13 protein-coding genes and 8 tRNA genes are annotated in these 15,053 nt (G+C 64.6%); 5 read left to right on the forward strand and 16 right to left on the reverse strand.

Annotated features, from left to right (window positions below; genetic code table 11):
- Positions 1 to 171: 171 nt before the first annotated feature.
- Entirely contained in the window at positions 172 to 747 is a 576-nt protein-coding gene (locus HUX88_RS18870) for an elongation factor P (RefSeq protein ID WP_117013659.1), read from the reverse strand.
- A 132-nt stretch (positions 748 to 879) separates the two neighbouring features.
- The gene (gene earP, locus HUX88_RS18875; RefSeq protein ID WP_176362770.1) at positions 880 to 2,034 is read right to left on the reverse strand and encodes an elongation factor P maturation arginine rhamnosyltransferase EarP; all 1,155 of its coding nucleotides are present in this window, start codon (positions 2,032 to 2,034) and stop codon (positions 880 to 882) included.
- A 156-nt stretch (positions 2,035 to 2,190) separates the two neighbouring features.
- Between earP and HUX88_RS18880 the strand changes: the two genes are divergently transcribed.
- The 3 genes from HUX88_RS18880 to HUX88_RS18890 all read left to right on the forward strand — a co-directional run bounded on the left by HUX88_RS18880 (position 2,191) and on the right by HUX88_RS18890 (position 5,789).
- Positions 2,191 to 3,381 (forward strand): hypothetical protein, encoded by a 1,191-nt coding sequence (locus HUX88_RS18880; protein ID WP_117013657.1) that lies wholly within the window; start codon positions 2,191 to 2,193, stop codon positions 3,379 to 3,381.
- Between the two features lie 84 nt (positions 3,382 to 3,465).
- Positions 3,466 to 3,762 carry a hypothetical protein gene (locus tag HUX88_RS18885; RefSeq protein ID WP_117013656.1) on the forward strand — a complete coding sequence of 99 codons (297 nt, stop codon included), beginning with the start codon at positions 3,466 to 3,468 and terminating at the stop codon, positions 3,760 to 3,762.
- Positions 3,763 to 3,773: 11 nt separating this feature from the next.
- A complete protein-coding gene (locus HUX88_RS18890; protein WP_176362771.1) occupies positions 3,774 to 5,789 on the forward strand; it encodes a S8 family serine peptidase in 2,016 nt (671 codons plus the stop codon).
- Positions 5,790 to 5,844: 55 nt separating this feature from the next.
- Here HUX88_RS18890 and HUX88_RS18895 read toward each other — a convergent pair.
- From HUX88_RS18895 to apbC, 14 genes are all read right to left on the reverse strand, one after another.
- Positions 5,845 to 5,920, reverse strand: a tRNA-Glu gene (locus tag HUX88_RS18895).
- Positions 5,921 to 5,959: 39 nt separating this feature from the next.
- A tRNA-Glu gene (locus HUX88_RS18900) sits at positions 5,960 to 6,035 on the reverse strand.
- Positions 6,036 to 6,170: 135 nt separating this feature from the next.
- Positions 6,171 to 6,246, reverse strand: a tRNA-Glu gene (locus tag HUX88_RS18905).
- A gap of 22 nt (positions 6,247 to 6,268) precedes the next feature.
- Positions 6,269 to 6,344 (reverse strand) — tRNA-Ala (locus tag HUX88_RS18910).
- Positions 6,345 to 6,400: 56 nt separating this feature from the next.
- Positions 6,401 to 6,476 (reverse strand) — tRNA-Glu (locus HUX88_RS18915).
- A 41-nt stretch (positions 6,477 to 6,517) separates the two neighbouring features.
- Positions 6,518 to 6,593: transfer RNA gene (locus HUX88_RS18920), tRNA-Ala, on the reverse strand.
- A gap of 121 nt (positions 6,594 to 6,714) precedes the next feature.
- A tRNA-Glu gene (locus HUX88_RS18925) sits at positions 6,715 to 6,790 on the reverse strand.
- A gap of 23 nt (positions 6,791 to 6,813) precedes the next feature.
- A tRNA-Ala gene (locus HUX88_RS18930) sits at positions 6,814 to 6,889 on the reverse strand.
- Between the two features lie 84 nt (positions 6,890 to 6,973).
- Positions 6,974 to 8,383, reverse strand: coding sequence for a glutamate--tRNA ligase (gltX, locus tag HUX88_RS18935; RefSeq protein ID WP_176362772.1), 1,410 nt, complete (start codon positions 8,381 to 8,383; stop codon positions 6,974 to 6,976).
- A gap of 30 nt (positions 8,384 to 8,413) precedes the next feature.
- Positions 8,414 to 8,827 (reverse strand): VOC family protein, encoded by a 414-nt coding sequence (locus tag HUX88_RS18940; protein ID WP_176362773.1) that lies wholly within the window; start codon positions 8,825 to 8,827, stop codon positions 8,414 to 8,416.
- Between the two features lie 142 nt (positions 8,828 to 8,969).
- Positions 8,970 to 9,593: a TetR/AcrR family transcriptional regulator gene (locus HUX88_RS18945; protein ID WP_176362774.1), complete on the reverse strand. Its 624-nt coding sequence runs from the start codon at positions 9,591 to 9,593 to the stop codon at positions 8,970 to 8,972.
- Positions 9,594 to 9,605: 12 nt separating this feature from the next.
- Positions 9,606 to 10,628 carry a DUF3667 domain-containing protein gene (locus tag HUX88_RS18950; protein WP_158568851.1) on the reverse strand — a complete coding sequence of 341 codons (1,023 nt, stop codon included), beginning with the start codon at positions 10,626 to 10,628 and terminating at the stop codon, positions 9,606 to 9,608.
- Positions 10,629 to 10,742: 114 nt separating this feature from the next.
- Positions 10,743 to 11,135, reverse strand: coding sequence for a DUF4399 domain-containing protein (locus HUX88_RS18955; RefSeq protein WP_176362775.1), 393 nt, complete (start codon positions 11,133 to 11,135; stop codon positions 10,743 to 10,745).
- A 13-nt stretch (positions 11,136 to 11,148) separates the two neighbouring features.
- Positions 11,149 to 12,237: an iron-sulfur cluster carrier protein ApbC gene (apbC, locus tag HUX88_RS18960; RefSeq protein ID WP_161098725.1), complete on the reverse strand. Its 1,089-nt coding sequence runs from the start codon at positions 12,235 to 12,237 to the stop codon at positions 11,149 to 11,151.
- Between the two features lie 122 nt (positions 12,238 to 12,359).
- Between apbC and metG the strand changes: the two genes are divergently transcribed.
- Positions 12,360 to 14,537 (forward strand): methionine--tRNA ligase, encoded by a 2,178-nt coding sequence (metG, locus tag HUX88_RS18965; RefSeq protein WP_229219417.1) that lies wholly within the window; start codon positions 12,360 to 12,362, stop codon positions 14,535 to 14,537.
- Between the two features lie 10 nt (positions 14,538 to 14,547).
- Positions 14,548 to 15,027 (forward strand): GNAT family N-acetyltransferase, encoded by a 480-nt coding sequence (locus HUX88_RS18970; RefSeq protein WP_117013648.1) that lies wholly within the window; start codon positions 14,548 to 14,550, stop codon positions 15,025 to 15,027.
- Positions 15,028 to 15,053 lie beyond the last annotated feature (26 nt).

Below are 15,053 nucleotides of genomic sequence, written 5' to 3' on the forward strand. Positions count from 1 at the left end.
GAGTAGTTTGAACCGATCACCAATGCGCACTATTTATTGCGTTGCATAAATATATCAGCGTGTTGCCACCTACACCACAAAAATTATTACAAATCAGAAAATAATTACCATTTTCCAATAAAAAAAGCACGCCGGCATCATGCGGGCGTGCTTTTTAGCAACTAAAACCGATTAGTTACGAACGATACGCTTGTATTCGTTGGTGCGGGTGTCGATTTCGATGACGTCGTCCTGGCTCACGAACAGCGGCACTTGCACGGTGTGGCGGTGGGCTTCGATGGCGTTTTCGATCTTGGCTTCCTTCAGGACGTTGCCCGAAGTGTTGCCTTTAACCGCAGGCTCCGAGTACACCACTTGACGTGCGATGGTGGTTGGCAGTTCAACCGAGATCGCTTTGCCGTCGTAGAACACGGCTTCGCATTCCATGCCGTCCTTCAGGTAGTTCAGCGCGTCGCCCAGGTTTTCTTCTTCGATTTCGTACTGTTCGTAGTCGGCGTCCATGAAGACGTACAGCGGGTCGGCGAAGTACGAGTAGGTCACTGGCTTCTTGTCCAGAACCACCACGTCGAACTTGTCGTCGCCGCGGAAGACGTTTTCCATCGGGGTGTTGGTCAGAAGATTCTTCATCTTCCACTTGTAGGTGAAGCCCGTGCGGCTCGAACCGTTGACGTCGGAGCGCAGAACGATCATAGGCTTGCTGTCAACCATGATGATGTTGCCAACACGAATTTCTTTTGCAGGTTTCATAGAGAGTGTACGTAAAAAGTAGGTTGCGTAAAAATCATCTGTCGCCAGGCGGAACGCCCAAAGCTCACGGTTGATCGGGTAAAAATGCGCTAGAGATTAACCCGGCATTATACCCTGTTTTTCCAGCATCGCCTATCTCAGCGTGGCGGCGAAGGCTATCAAATTGGCGGCCAGATCGCCGTTGGCCAGCATTTGCGTTTGCCATGTGTCGGCGCGCGCGGCCATGGCCGGCATCTGGCGCGCGAAGGCTTGCCACAGCGACGCCCAGTCGCTGCCCTCGCCCGCCGTCGGCGCGCCGTTCCAGCGCAGCGAGAATTCGTCGAGCGCATCGAGCCCCACCGCGTAGCGCTGCAGGAAGGCGCGCAATTTTTTGTGGTGCAGGTTCTCGTCCTGCGGGTAGATGTGCCAGACGAAAGGCTTGCCCGCCCACTGCGCGCGCACGAAGGAATCCTCGCCGCGCACGAAGTTCAGGTCGCAGGCCCACAGCAATTTGTCGTAGTCCGGCTGCGGCACGAAGGGCAGCACGCGCAGCGTCAGCGCGCCTTGCGTGGCGCTGGCGCCGGCCGTGGCGTCGGCGCCGAGGAAGGCTTGCACCGCCTCGGCCGCCACGCCTTCCGGCACCAGGCAGGTGACGGCCTGGTCGCCCGCGCGCCACACGTCCAGCAGCGCCGACACCGGCGCGTGCGGGTAGCAGAACAGCGAGACCTTGGTGGCCGCCATCTCGTCCGGCGTGACGCCGAAGCGCGCCAGAAACTGCGCCATCTCCGCCGGCGAAGACTGGAACTGGCGGCGCTGTTCGTCCAGCTCGGCTTCGCGCAGCAGGCCGCCGGTCTTGTCCGTGAAGCCGGGGAAGAAGAAGTGCTTGGTCAGCGGCAGGCGCGGATGCGGCGACGTCAGGCGATGACAACCCTCGACCCACTCCTCCGCCGTCAAGCCCTCCAGGTTGAACCACACCGGCCGCGGTTCGCACTGCGCCATCGCCTCGATGTAGCCGGGCGGGATGTCGACGGCGAAGAATTCGATGACGATGTCGGCCACGTCGGCCGGCGTGAACGCGCCATCCTGGCTGGCCCAGTGGCGCACGGTGACGCCGTCCAGCTGCTGGCTGGCGGCGCCGGTGTCGACCTCGGGACAGATGCGGCGGAAGCTGGCCAGGTCGTCGACCCACAGCGTGACGGCCAGGCCGTGCTCGCGCCGCAGCTGGCGCGCCAGGCGCCAGCAGATGCCGATGTCGCCGTAGTTGTCGACTACACGGCAGAACAGGTCGAGGCGGCGGAATGTCGTCATGGCGGAGCGGAGAAAAAGAGAGGCTGGATGATACCTGATTAACGCGCGGCGGCCACCAAGAATACCAAAACTTTCGGCTGGCCGGCCCGGTCCAACCCCTTCCAGCGCCGGTCCTCAGGCCGCGCTGGCCCACAGCAATCACAACAAGGAGATGTCATGAACGAGTACCAACAATACTATGCACAACAACTAGCACCGCAACAGTTCGGCGGCCTGGCGCCGCAAGGCTTCTTCGGCAGTCTGCTCGGTGCCCCGCTGGGTGGCCTGATCGGCCGCGGCATCGGCGGCCTGTTCGGCAACTCGCACCTGGGCAGCCAGATCGGCCAGGCGGCCGGCGGCATCGGCGGCGCCTTCCTGCCGCTGGGTGTGGATCCTGTGACGGCGGCCTACGCACAACAAGCACAACAACAGCAACTGCAACAGCTGCAACAGGCACAGCTCGCACCGCAGGGCTGGTTCGGCAACATCATCAAGAGCGTGGCCCAGCCCCTGGGCGGCGCCATCGGCGGCGCGTTCGGTAACGCCGGCCTGGGCAACACCATCGGCGGCATCGCCGGCCAGTTGGGCGGCATGCTGCCGTTCGCGGCCGATCCGGTGACGCAGGCCTACGCGCAGCAGGCGGCGCAGCAGCAGCAACTCCAACAGCTGCAGCAGCTGCAGGCGCAAGGCCTGGCGCCGCAGGGCTGGTTCGGCAACATCATCAAGAGCGTGGCCCAGCCATTGGGCGGCATGATCGGCGGCGCCTTCGGCAACTCCGGCCTGGGCAACACCATCGGCGGCATCGCCGGCCAACTGGGCGGCATGCTGCCGTTCGCGGCCGATCCGGTGCAGCAGGCGTATGCGCAACAGGCGGCGCAGCTGCAAGCGCAGGCGCTGTCGCCACAGGGCTGGTTGAGTAACCTGCTGCGCAACCGCACCAACACCGGCGTCATGAGCCCCCCGATCTTCAGCCAGCCGATCGGCAGCCCCGGCATCGGCCAGTCCATCCCCGGCATCGCCAACATGCTGCCGTTCGCGGCCGATCCCGTGGCGCAGGCCTACGCGCAGCAGGCCCAGGACGCGCAGCTGCAACAGCTGCAAGGGCTGGCGCCGCAAGGCTGGTTCGGCAACATCATCAAGAGCGTGGCCCAGCCGCTGGGTGGCGCCATCGGCGGCGCGTTCGGTAATTCCGGACTGGGCAACACCATCGGCGGCATCGCCGGCCAGCTGGGCGGCATGCTGCCGTTCGGTACCGATCCGGTGACGCAGGCCTATGCGCAGCAGCAGGCGCAGCTGGCCCAACTGACGCAACAGGCGCAGCTGGCCAACGCCGCCAACTCGCTGTACGGCGGCCAGACCCTGCATTGATCCACCGCTGTGGCGCCGACGGCGCCGCAGTCCTGCCCTCCGGCGGCGGCCACGGAGGGCGCCGCTCTTTTCAAGGAGATCCCCATGACAGAAACGCAAGCCGCGTCGGCCAACAAGGCCAGGTATCTGATCCATGCCGCCGACAGCGCGCCGCTGACCGATTTTCTGGCGCTGGCCGACGTCGATCCCGAGATCGACGTGGTCGACGTCATCGGCCCGCGCGACCAGCCGCACACGGCGGTCGTTGAAATCAGTCCCGACAAAGCGCGCCTGCTGGAGCTGCATTTCCGCAGCGCCGGCAAGCCCTCCCAACAATTGACGATAGAACCGGACCAGCCGCTGTCGCTGTTCGACAGCGCGCCGTCCGATCCGATGATGTGAAAGGAAAGTCCATGCCCAGACCAACCAACGACGGCGCCTCGTCGTCGCCGGACCCCACCCTCTCCGGCGGCGACAACGGTCCCGCCTCCACTGAAAGCGCGGGCCGGTCCTCGCGCGGCGCATCCGGCTCGTCCGGCGGCGAATCGCGCGCGTCGGCCGACACCGCCGACGCCGCCCGGCGCCCCGCCGATGGCCGCGGCCGCAACGTGGCCGCGCGCAAGAAGCAGTACGTGATCGCGCCGCGCCAGCCCGACGGCTTGCAGGCCATGAGCTTCCAGCCGCTGCAGTTCTCGGCGCTGGAGCAGGCGCTGCGCAGCAGCAACGATATCGAGGTGGTCGACACGGTCGGCCCGAAATCCGTGCTCGGCGCGCTGGCCGACGGCATGGGCGGCTCGCAGGGCGTGCTGGTGGCGCGCATGACGGAGCAGAAGGCCGCCGTGCTGCACCAGCAGGGCCAGGGACGGCTGCTGGTCGAGCCCGACCAGCACCTGAACCTGATGGACCCGGCGCTGCGCCAGCCGGCCATGGTGACCGGCATGCTGCCGGCCGGCGGCGGGCCGGTGCTCAACGCCGTCATCAGCGTGACCGGCAAGGACGGCGCGCCGCAGGCCGAGGCCGAGGTGTCGCTGTTCGGCAGCATGCTGCCGGCCAGCGGCGTGACCGACGCCAACGGCCAGGTCACGCTGTCGCTGTACGGCGATACGCCGGAATCGGTGCGCGGCCTGTACGTCAAGCCCAAGGCCGACTACTGGAGCTTCTACCAGCGCGATCCCGACATCAGCACCGACGAGCCCAACGTGGTGGCGCTGCGCGCGCTGTCGGACTGGCCGTCGCTGGCAGGCTTCCCGCGCCAGCGCGCCTACGGCTGGGGCCAGAAGGCGATGCGGCTCGACCAGCTGCCCGGCAACTACCGCGGCCAGGGCATCAAGATCGCCATCATCGACTCGGGCGCGGCCACCACGCACGCCAACCTGGTCGGCATCAAGGCCGGCTTCGACGTGCTCAACAAGAAGACCAACCCCGACGGCTGGGACCAGGACACGCTGGGCCACGGTTCGCACTGCGCCGGCGTGATCGCGGCGGCCGACATCGCCTCGGGCATCCGCGGCTTCGCGCCGGACGCCGAGGTCCACGCCTGCAAGCTGTTCCCCGGCGGCCAGATCAGCCAGCTGATCGACGCGCTGGAGTACTGCATCGACAAGCAGATCGACGTGGTCAACCTGAGCCTGGGCGGGGCCGAGGTGTCGGAGGCGCTGGAGCAGCAGATCGTGCGCGCCAAGCGGGCCGGCATCGCCTGCATCGTCGCGGCCGGCAATTCGGGCGGCGCGGTGCAGTACCCTGCCTCGTCGCCCAACGTGCTGGCGGTGGCCGCCGTGGGCAAGCTCGATGAGTTCCCGGCCGACAGCTACCACGCGCAGACGCTGGACCAGAACGTCGACGCCTACGGCTACTTCACGGCCAAGTTCAGTTGCTTCGGGCCGCAGGTGGCGGTGTGCGCGCCGGGCGTGGCGATCACCTCCTGCGTGCCGCCGAATAATTTCGCGGCCTGGGACGGCACCTCGATGGCGACCCCGCACGTGACCGGCCTGGCCGCGCTGACGCTGGCGCACCACCCGGACTTCCAGACGCCGCAGTACAAGGCGCGCGGGGCCGAGCGGGTCGAGCGGCTGTTCCAGCTCATCCGCGCCAGCGCGCACCGCGTCAGCCTGGGCGACCAGGGCCGCATCGGCTTCGGCCTGCCGGACGTGCTGGTGGCGGTGGGCTTGCAGAACGCCGCCATGCAGCAGCCGGCGCAGGCCGTGGCGCCGCAGCAGGCCGGCGCGATGGCGCCGATGATGGCGTCGCCGCAGCTGGGCGCCAACCTGGGCGGCGCGATGGGTGGCTTGATGGGCGGCGGCGCGGTCTACGACCCGCTGGGCCTGGATGTGGCGCGCGCGGCGCAGATGGCGGCGTACGGCACGCAATGGCCGCCGCTGCACGTGGGGCGTTTCCCGCTGCCGCAGCCGTACAACCCCATCATGTGGTAGGTCCGGAAATGCAAAAAGCCGCGCGAGGCGGCTTTTTGCATGTGTGCTGCTTGACTGGCGTCCCCAGGGGGATTCGAACCCCCGTACTCACCGTGAAAGGGTGATGTCCTAGGCCTCTAGACGATGGGGACAGAAATCTGTCCGTGTTGCTGACCTTACTGGAAAAATCCTGGCGTCCCCAGGGGGATTCGAACCCCCGTACTCACCGTGAAAGGGTGATGTCCTAGGCCTCTAGACGATGGGGACTTTTCCAAGGCGCGAATCATAGCAGTCAAATTCGCCGAAGGCAATAGCAAACCCTTGTTTTTACAGGAAAAACCCGAAACATGGACGGGTTGGCAACGAAAACAAAAAAGCCGCTCAAGGCGGCTTTTGCGATACTGGCGTCCCCAGGGGGATTCGAACCCCCGTACTCACCGTGAAAGGGTGATGTCCTAGGCCTCTAGACGATGGGGACATGTCGGTGCTTCCTGCGCTAATGGTGGAGGTAAGCGGGATCGAACCGCTGACCTCTTGCATGCCATGCAAGCGCTCTCCCAGCTGAGCTATACCCCCCGGGCGCAGAAAGTCTTCTGTCGTACTGCATTTACTACTCATCAGCCTGGCAAAGCTGGCGTCCCCAGGGGGATTCGAACCCCCGTACTCACCGTGAAAGGGTGATGTCCTAGGCCTCTAGACGATGGGGACCTTGGAACTACGGCACTACTATCGTCATCACTTCCGCGCGGTGGTGGAGGTAAGCGGGATCGAACCGCTGACCTCTTGCATGCCATGCAAGCGCTCTCCCAGCTGAGCTATACCCCCCGGGCGCAGAAATAATAAAAGCCGCTTGCGCGACTTTTGTTCTCACTACTTGTATCTATCCAGCGTAACGCCAAACATCAAACAATCAGTACAAACAACGTCAACTACAACATCTACAACTTGGCGTCCCCAGGGGGATTCGAACCCCCGTACTCACCGTGAAAGGGTGATGTCCTAGGCCTCTAGACGATGGGGACTGCGAACAACCAATTCTGCAACGTGGTGGAGGTAAGCGGGATCGAACCGCTGACCTCTTGCATGCCATGCAAGCGCTCTCCCAGCTGAGCTATACCCCCGTTTGCTGCAGAAACAAGAGTATAGCAAAGAAGCTGCGCTATGCAAATACCCTTTTGCAACTTTGCTCAGGATTCAAGTCAGAATCACAGAAATTTCGCCAGGCGCGCAACGATGGCCTCGCGGCCGAAGATCTGCAACACCGCGTCGATGGCCGGCGTCTGCAATTGGCCGGTAACGATCAGGCGCAGCGGCATGGCCATCTGCGGCATCTTCAGGCCGTTGGCGGCCAATACTTCCTTGATCATCGCGGCCAGCGCTTCCTTGGTCCACTCCACCGTGGCGCAACGCTCGGCGAACTGCGCCAGCGCCGGCTTGACGGCGTCGGTCAGGTGCTGGGTCATCAGCGCCGCGTCCGGCTGCGGCGCGCGGTAGAACAGCATGGCGGCGTCGGCCAGTTCGTTGACGGTGTTGACGCGCTCCTTCATCAGTGCCAGCACGGCCGGCAGCGCGGGCGCGCCGTCGAACACGGCGCCGGCCGCCAGCATGCGCGGCTGCGCCAGCGCGGCCAGACGTTCGTTGTCGGCCTGCTTGATGTAGTGGTTGTTGAGCCAGTTCAGCTTTTCGATGTTGAACTGCGCGGCCGAGTTGGACAGGTGGGTGCCGTCGAACCAGCTGCACACCTGCTCCATCGAGAACACCTCGTCGTCGCCGTGGCTCCAGCCCAGGCGCGCCAGGTAATTCAAGATCGCTTCCGGCAGATAGCCTTGCGCCGGGTAGTCCATGACATTGACCGCGTCCTTACGCTTGGACATTTTTTGGCCGTCGGCGCCGAGGATCATCGGCAGGTGGCCGTACAGCGGCAGCGGCGCGCCGATCGCGCGCAGGATGTTGATCTGGCGTGGCGTGTTGTTGACGTGGTCGTCGCCGCGCAGCACGTGGCTGATCTGCATGTCCCAGTCGTCGACGGCCACGCAGAAGTTGTAGGTCGGCGTGCCGTCTGGGCGGGCGATGACCAGGTCGTCCAGTTCCTTGTTGCCGATGGTGATGGTGCCTTTGACGAAATCGTCCCAGGTCACTTCGCCGTCCAGCGGGTTCTTGAAGCGCACGACCGGCTTGCGGCCTTCGGGGATGGCAGGCAGCGTCTTGCCCGGCTCCGGGCGCCAGGTGCCGTCGTAGCGCGGCTTCTCGCCCGCTTCGCGCATGCGCTCGCGCATCGCCTCGACTTCTTCCGGCGACGAGTAGCAATGGTAGGCGGTGCCCGCCTCCAGCATCTGCGCCACGACTTCGCGGTAGCGGTCCATGCGCTGCATCTGGTAGAACGGGCCTTCGTCGTGGCTCAGGCCCAGCCACTCCATGCCTTCGATGATGGCCTGCACCGCCTCCGGGGTCGAGCGCTCCAGGTCGGTGTCTTCGATGCGCAGCACGAAGGTGCCGCCGAAGTGACGGGCGTAGGCCCAGGAGTACAGCGCCGTGCGGGCGCCGCCCAGGTGGAGGTAGCCGGTCGGGCTCGGTGCGAAACGGGTGCGGACTGGCTTGGCTGGTGCAGTAGTCATCGAAGTAGGAATGCTTATGTGTAAAAGACGCTATTTTACCCGCTCCGCGTCCACCTCGGCCACCGGCGCGAAACCTGCGCGGTAGGCTTGCTCGGCATCGGCGCGCGTGTTGATCTCGAAGAGCAGGCCGCCCGGCGCCTCGCAGAAGAAGCGCGAGCCGCGCGCGTGGTAGAAGACCTCGGTCTTCATGACGACGCCGTCGTCCTTGAAGCGGCGGTACAGGCTGCGGACTTCGTCGATGCCCGGCAGCTCAAAACCCAAATGGAAGTTGTGCGGCCAGTTGACGTCGCGATCGCTGGCGTCCTCGATGACGATATCGAAGCCCGCGCGTTTCAGCACGGCGGTGTCGCCGAAGCGCTCGGCGGTGCAGCCCAGTTGGCGGACGAAAAAATCCACGGTGGCGGTGACGTCCTTCGACGGGAAGCTGAGGTGATTGAATTTCATGGTGTTTCTCCTGTTGTGAAGACAACAGAATACGGCCCGAAAACAGCGCCATCAACTCGCTTTCCGGCGCCGGCGCGCGGCGCAAAAAACGCTGTGCAAACAAACGCTTGCGGCTGTTTTCAGGCGCGCGCGGCGGGCTTGCTCACATTTGGCGCGGCGGCACGGCCAGATAGCCGAAGACGGCGGCGCCGATGCGATAGGCCAGGTCATCGACATCACGCTCGCCACGTTCGCCGGCGGCGTCGGTCATGCCGCGTATCATCGCCGCCAGATCGTCGGCGGCCAGGCGCCTGCGCGGCTCGTCGTCGCACAGGTGGGCGGGCGCGCCGGGCTTGGCCAGCATGGCAGACAACACCAGGCGGAAGTTGGAGCCATCGCCGAGGGCGGCGCGGAATTCGGGCCGCGCCTCCTCCTGGTCCAGCAGGCGGGCCAGGTTGGGACGGGTCAATTGCTGGCGCGCGGACAGGTCGACCAGGCTGGCGAGCGCCTCGCGGCAAGTCGGCAGCGCCTGCGCGGCGACCAGCGCCTCATGGAACTTGCGCTTCTCGCGCAGCACCAGGGCCAAGGTCAAGGCGTCCTTGCTGGGGAAGTATTGATACAGCGAGCCGACGCTGGCGCCGGCGCGGCGTGCGACCGCGTTGGTGTTGAAGCCCTCAAGGCCGTCGGCCTCCAGCACCAAAGCGGCGGCCTCCAGCAGCGCGTCGACGGTGTGGACGGCGCGGCGCTGGCGTGGCGCCTTGCGGAGATGTAAAGCGGAGGGCGGCATCCGTTTGTTCGATCAGCTCGTCGTGAACGCCAGCACCGCCATGAGCTGTACGATCAGCATCATCAGCACCAGCAGGTAGGCGACCGTCAACACCAGCCAGCGCACCGCCGTGGCGAAGGGCGAACCGCCATACACATTCTGCATGGCCCGGCCGATGTACAGCGCAAGCACCAGCCCCAGCGCAGCCAGGCCCCAACCCCATGGCGTCACATGCATCAGTGCCATGACGAAAAAGCCGAAAGCATTCACATGCAGCGCGAACAGCAGGTATTCGCCATAAGGCCTGCGCGACGGCAGATACAACAGCTTGAGAAACAGGGCAAACACCGGCACCATAAAGAAGATCACATAAGGCATGCGGGCGAAGAAACCATGCGTCATGAGCTCGGCCTTGGTCGCCGGCGGCAGGTCGCTGAAATGCTTCATTTTGTCGTCGAAGTGCGGGAACACCGCATGCCCGATCGAGCCGAGCATCGACGGCTCCTGGCTGTCGGGGATGTTCAGCTTGAAGCCGAACTCGAATGACCCGCCTTCGCGCAGCAGGCTGATCCCGTAATAGCCCAGCGAGACCGTATAGCGCGTGGCGCCGGCGACCAGCGGTGGCGGCACGGCATCCGAACCGTTGTGCTTGACGTCGGCGGTGAAGGCCATCCCGCCCGGCGCGGTGGGCTTGGCGTGGTCGTCGCCGACATGGAAGCCGCTGAACTGCAACAACGCAAACAGAATCACACTGAGCGTCAGGAACAGCCGCAGCGGCTGCATGTAGTTGACCCGCTGGCCAGCCATATAGGCCTTGGTCAGGCCGCCCGGCCGCAACAGCAGCTGGCCCAGCGTGCGCCACAGCTTGCCTTCGATGGCGACATAGTGGCCGATGAACTCCGCGACGAACTCGCCCATGCTCGGGGGATGCAGCACGGATTCCTGGCCGCACTGCGGGCAGAAATTGACGCCGAGGCGGGCTTTGCAACCGGGGCAGAATTCGGGCGCGGCGTGGTGGGCGGACGGTGCGGGAACTGTGTGCAGGGACGGCGACATCGAAGCGGGCTTTCGGACTGGGAAAAACCGCATCCTACCCCATGACATTGCGTTTTTAAAAACTTTTTTGGAAAAATGCGTGCGGCCGTGGACCGCACGCAACCATTCCGCGTCTTACTTGACGGTGATCTTGATGTCCTTGGACATGCCGGGGCCGTAGGACTGGTGCAGGCCGTTGGCGAACTGCATCGACAGGGTGTAGGTGCCCGGCGGCAGCTTGACTTCGGTCTCGGTCTGGCCCTTGCCGAAGTGGATGTGGTGCTCGTCGGCCGGCACCACCTCGCCCGCCTTGACCGGCGCGGCGTTGATCAGCAGGTGGTGGTGGCCGGTGTTGGCCGTCATGTCGCCGGCCGGCTTGACTTCCATGCCGCTGACGGCGAACTTGACCTTGAACGGGCTGGTGACGGTGGCGCCATCGACCGGCTCGACAAACGATACCGACTGCTGGGCGTACGCACTCGCACCCAGGGTCAGGAAGGCTGCTGCGGCTATCATTTTTTTCATCATGGGGAATCTCCGGTTAGTCGTTCTTGATGACGATGCTAGGGAACTTGCTGGTCATATCCTTGGCCTTCTCCGAGACCTGTACTGCAATCTTGCGCGCGATATCCTTGTAGATGGCGGCCACCTTGCCGTCCGGCTCGGCCACCACGGTCGGCTTGCCGGAATCGGCCTGCTCGCGGATGGACAGCGTCAGCGGCAGCGCGCCGAGGAACTCAACATTGAAATCCTTGCACATCTTGGCCCCGCCGCCGGCGCCGAAGATTTCCTCCGCGTGGCCGCAGTTGGAGCAGATGTGCGTGCTCATGTTCTCGACGATGCCCAGGATCGGAATGCCGACCTTCTCGAACATCTTCAAGCCCTTGCGCGCGTCCAGCAGCGCGATGTCCTGCGGCGTGGTGACGATGACGGCGCCGGTGACCGGCACTTTCTGCGACAAGGTCAATTGGATGTCGCCGGTGCCGGGGGGCATGTCGACCACCAGGTAGTCCAGGTCGCGCCAATTGGTCTGCTCCAGCAGCTGCTGCAGCGCCTGCGTGACCATCGGGCCGCGCCACACCATCGGCTCGTCCGGGTCGATCAGGAAGCCGATCGACGACACTTGCACGCCGTAATTCTCCAGCGGCTCCATGGTCTTGCCGTCCTTGGTCTCCGGCCGGCCGGACACGCCCAGCATCATCGGCTGCGACGGGCCGTAGATGTCGGCGTCCAGCAAACCGACCGAGGCGCCCTCGGCGGCCAGCGCCAGCGCCAGGTTGACGGCGGTGGTCGACTTGCCGACGCCGCCCTTGCCGGAGGCCACGGCGATGATGTTCTTCACATTGGGCATGAGCTTCAGGCCACGCTGCACGGTGTGCGAGATGATCTTGCTCGACACCCCGACGCTGACGTTGCCCACGCCCGGCAGCGCGCGCAGGCCGGCGATGACGGCGGCGCGGATGGCGTCGAACTGGCTCTTGGCCGGGTAGCCCAGCTCGATATCAAGGGAGACATCGCCGCCCTCGACCTTCAAATTCTTCACGGCCTTGCCGGTCACATAGTCTTTCGTTGTATTTGGGTCAACGATCTTGGACAGCGCGGCTTTGACGTCTTCTACTGTGATGCTCATGTAACTCTCTCCGTAAAATGTGCCCTCATTCTAGCGCATCGCGCCGGAAAACCCCTCGAACGTGCGCAGTTGCGGCTTCCACTGTTAAAATGTTCTTTTTCCACCCACAAAGTGCATCAACCATGACCCGCAAGCTGTTCGTCACCACTGCCCTGCCCTACGCAAACGCCGCTTTCCATATTGGCCACATGATGGAGTACATCCAGGCCGACATCTGGGTCCGGTTCCAGCGAATGCAGCGCGACGGCGACGCCCAACGCGTGGTGCACTTCGTCGGCGCCGACGACACCCACGGCACGCCGATCATGATCGCGGCCGAGAAGGAAGGCATCACGCCGCAGGAATTCGTCGCCAAGATCGCGGCCGGCCGCGCCCAGTACCTGGACGGCTTCCACATCGCCTTCGACAACTGGTATTCCACCGACTCGCCGGAAAACGTCGAGCTGTCGCAGGGCATTTACCGCAAGCTGCGCGATAACGGCCTGATCCAGACCAAGATCGTGCCGCGCTTCTACGACCCGGTCAAAGGCATGTTCCTGGCGGACCGCAACATCAAGGGCGAATGCCCGACCTGCCACGCCAAGGACCAGTACGGCGACAACTGCGAGGTGTGCGGCGCGGCCTACCAGCCGACCGAGCTGATCAACCCGTTCTCGGTGTTCACCAACGCCACGCCGGTGCTGAAGGATTCGGAGCAGTACTTTTTCAAGCTGTCCGACCCGCGCTGCTACCAGTTCCTCAAGGAGTGGCTGAACACGCCGGGCCGCCTGCAGCCGGAGATGGTCAACAAGGTCAGCGAATGGCTGGGCGAAGCCGGCGAAAAGCTGGCCGACTGGGACATCTCGCGCGACGCGCCCTACTTCGGCATCCCGATCCCCGACGCGCCGGGCAAGTTCTTCTACGTATGGCTGGACGCGCCGGTCGGCTACCTGGCCAGCCTGAAGAACTACTGCGAGAAAAAGGGCATCGATTACGAGGCGCTGCTGAAGGATCCGGGCACCGAGCAGATCCACTTCATCGGCAAGGACATCGTCTCCTTCCACCTGCTGTTCTGGCCGGCCATGCTGAACTTCGCCGGCCATCCGGTGATCGACAAGCTCAAGGTCAACGTGCACGGCCACCTGACCGTCAACAATGAAAAAATGTCCAAGTCGCGCGGCACCGGCATCTCGCCGCTGCGCTACCTGAACCTGGGCATGAACCCGGAATGGCTGCGCTACTACATCGCCTTCAAGCTGAACTCCAAGGTGGAAGACCTGGACTTCACCGGCGACGACTTCGTGGCCCGCGTCAACAGCGACTTGATCGGCAAATACGTCAACATCGCCTCGCGCTGCGCCGGCTTCATCGCCAAGAAGTTCGACGGCAAGCTGGCGTCGTCGCTGTCCGAGGGCGCGCAGGGCTGGATCAAGCGCGCGCTGATCACCGCCGACGGCGTCGAACGCCAGGCCAGCATCGCCGCCAATTTCGAGGCGCGCGAGTTCGGCAAGGCGCTGCGCGAGATCATGGAGATCGCCGACATCACCAACCAGTATGTCGACGAGAACAAGCCGTGGATCCTGGCCAAGGACGACGCCAAGCTCGCCGAGCTGCACGACGTCTGCACCACCGCGCTGATCCTGTTCCGCCAGCTGACCATCCTGCTGTCGCCGGTGCTTCCGGGCGTGGCGGCCAACGTGGCCAAGTTCCTCAACGACGAGCAGCTGGTGTGGGCCGATACCGACGTCGCCAGCGGCGTGGTGTCCAGCGCCATGCTGGGCCGCACCATCGGCGCCTACGCGCACCTGATGACGCGCGTCGACGCCAAGATGATCGAAGACCTGTTCGATGCCCCGGCACAGCAGGCCGCAGCGGCCGCCGCTCCGGCCGCCGCCGCCGCCAAGCCGGCCAAGCAAGCCGCCGCCGCCGCGCCAGCCGCACCGGCGCTGCCGATGCCGGAAGGCGTGGAGGAACTGGCGCCGCAGATCAGCATCGACGACTTCGTCAAGATCGACCTGCGCGTGGCCAAGATCGTCAACTGCGAACACGTGGACGGCTCGGACAAGCTGCTGCGCCTGACGCTGGACGTGGGCGAAGGCCGTCTGCGCAACGTCTTCTCCGGCATCAAGTCCATGTACCAGCCGGAAGAGCTGGTCGGCAAGCTGACCGTGATGGTGGCCAACCTGGCGCCGCGCAAGATGAAGTTCGGCGTGTCCGAAGGCATGGTGCTGGCCGGTTCGGCCAAGGACGAGAAGGCCAATCCAGGCATCTACATCCTCAACCCGTGGCCAGGCGCCGAGCCAGGCATGCGTATCCGCTAAGGACGTGGGCATGAACATCGTGGTTCGGGAAGCAAGGAATGACGATGCCCAGCTGATCGCCGAGCTCACGCGCGCAGCGTGGGCCGGCAAGGTCAGCGTCACCTCCAGTGGCCACCGCGAAACCGCCGTCCACGTCGCAGACCACCTGCGCGACGGCGGCGGTTTTATCTTGCTGGTCGATGAAAAGCCGGTGGGTTCGGTGCGCTGGCTGCCGCTGGACGCCGAGCCGGACGTGTGGGAAGTGTGCCGCATGGGCGTGCTGCCGGAGCACCGGGGCAGCAACCTGTCGCAGCATCTGCTGGAAGCCGTGATCCACCACGGGCTGGCCTGCGGCGTCGAGGAAGTGCGGCTGGCCGTGCGCAGCGACCAGCCCAAGCTGATCGACTTCTATTCCGCCTTCGAATTCGAGCTGGCCGAGGAACTCGAATACACGCATGCCAATCCGCTGGAACCGCCGCCGCTGGTGATGCGGCGAATGCTCAGGTACTGAGCTGATCCGCGCCGAGGGTGCGCGAG

The sequence above is a fragment of the Duganella sp. BJB1802 genome (assembly GCF_013369445.1).
GTDB classification, from domain to species: domain Bacteria; phylum Pseudomonadota; class Gammaproteobacteria; order Burkholderiales; family Burkholderiaceae_D; genus Rugamonas; species Rugamonas vulcania_A.

Bases quoted from the DNA above. Each gene is read 5' to 3' on its own strand.
- apbC (WP_161098725.1), bottom strand. From the start codon at position 12,237: ATGAGCATCACAGTAGAAGACGTCAAAGCCGCGCTGTCCAAGATCGTT.
- earP (WP_176362770.1), bottom strand. From the start codon at position 2,034: ATGACGACATTCCGCCGCCTCGACCTGTTCTGCCGTGTAGTCGACAAC.
- HUX88_RS18955 (WP_176362775.1), bottom strand. From the start codon at position 11,135: ATGATGAAAAAAATGATAGCCGCAGCAGCCTTCCTGACCCTGGGTGCG.
- HUX88_RS18950 (WP_158568851.1), bottom strand. From the start codon at position 10,628: ATGTCGCCGTCCCTGCACACAGTTCCCGCACCGTCCGCCCACCACGCC.
- HUX88_RS18870 (WP_117013659.1), bottom strand. From the start codon at position 747: ATGAAACCTGCAAAAGAAATTCGTGTTGGCAACATCATCATGGTTGAC.
- metG (WP_229219417.1), top strand. From the start codon at position 12,360: ATGACCCGCAAGCTGTTCGTCACCACTGCCCTGCCCTACGCAAACGCC.
- HUX88_RS18945 (WP_176362774.1), bottom strand. From the start codon at position 9,593: ATGCCGCCCTCCGCTTTACATCTCCGCAAGGCGCCACGCCAGCGCCGC.
- HUX88_RS18970 (WP_117013648.1), top strand. From the start codon at position 14,548: ATGAACATCGTGGTTCGGGAAGCAAGGAATGACGATGCCCAGCTGATC.
- HUX88_RS18880 (WP_117013657.1), top strand. From the start codon at position 2,191: ATGAACGAGTACCAACAATACTATGCACAACAACTAGCACCGCAACAG.
- HUX88_RS18885 (WP_117013656.1), top strand. From the start codon at position 3,466: ATGACAGAAACGCAAGCCGCGTCGGCCAACAAGGCCAGGTATCTGATC.
- gltX (WP_176362772.1), bottom strand. From the start codon at position 8,383: ATGACTACTGCACCAGCCAAGCCAGTCCGCACCCGTTTCGCACCGAGC.
- HUX88_RS18890 (WP_176362771.1), top strand. From the start codon at position 3,774: ATGCCCAGACCAACCAACGACGGCGCCTCGTCGTCGCCGGACCCCACC.
- HUX88_RS18940 (WP_176362773.1), bottom strand. From the start codon at position 8,827: ATGAAATTCAATCACCTCAGCTTCCCGTCGAAGGACGTCACCGCCACC.